The organism is Belliella marina, assembly GCF_042682445.1.
Taxonomy (GTDB): Bacteria; Bacteroidota; Bacteroidia; order Cytophagales; family Cyclobacteriaceae; genus Belliella; species Belliella marina.
In genome coordinates this window covers 799-1058 of record NZ_JBHUHR010000030.1, presented here as the reverse complement: position 1 = coordinate 1058, position 260 = coordinate 799, and the positions used below count along the sequence as shown (strand labels likewise).

The 260-nt window shown below is 47.7% G+C and carries 1 pseudogene; it reads left to right on the top strand.

What is annotated here, in order from left to right:
- A pseudogene (locus ACFSKL_RS10630) lies at positions 1-260 on the top strand (hypothetical protein); the annotation flags it as partial.

The following is a 260-nucleotide window of genomic DNA, read 5'->3' as shown; positions in this document are numbered from 1 at the left end:
GCCATGTAGATGGAGTGGTGGCAAAGAAAGGGGACGAGGCTTTTGTTTATCCGATAGGTGATGGGGGCTTTTTCCGTTTTGCGGGAATCTCTTCACCCTCAGAGGCTATTTCAAATTTCCATGCAAAGTATTTCTTTGATGACCCGGATGGTTTGTATCCCAGGGAACAAAAGGAAGGCAGGTTGAACCTGATTGACGATGCGGAATACTGGGAGCTTTCTAAAGAAGAGGGGGATGGAGACGTGAAACTCACACTCTCC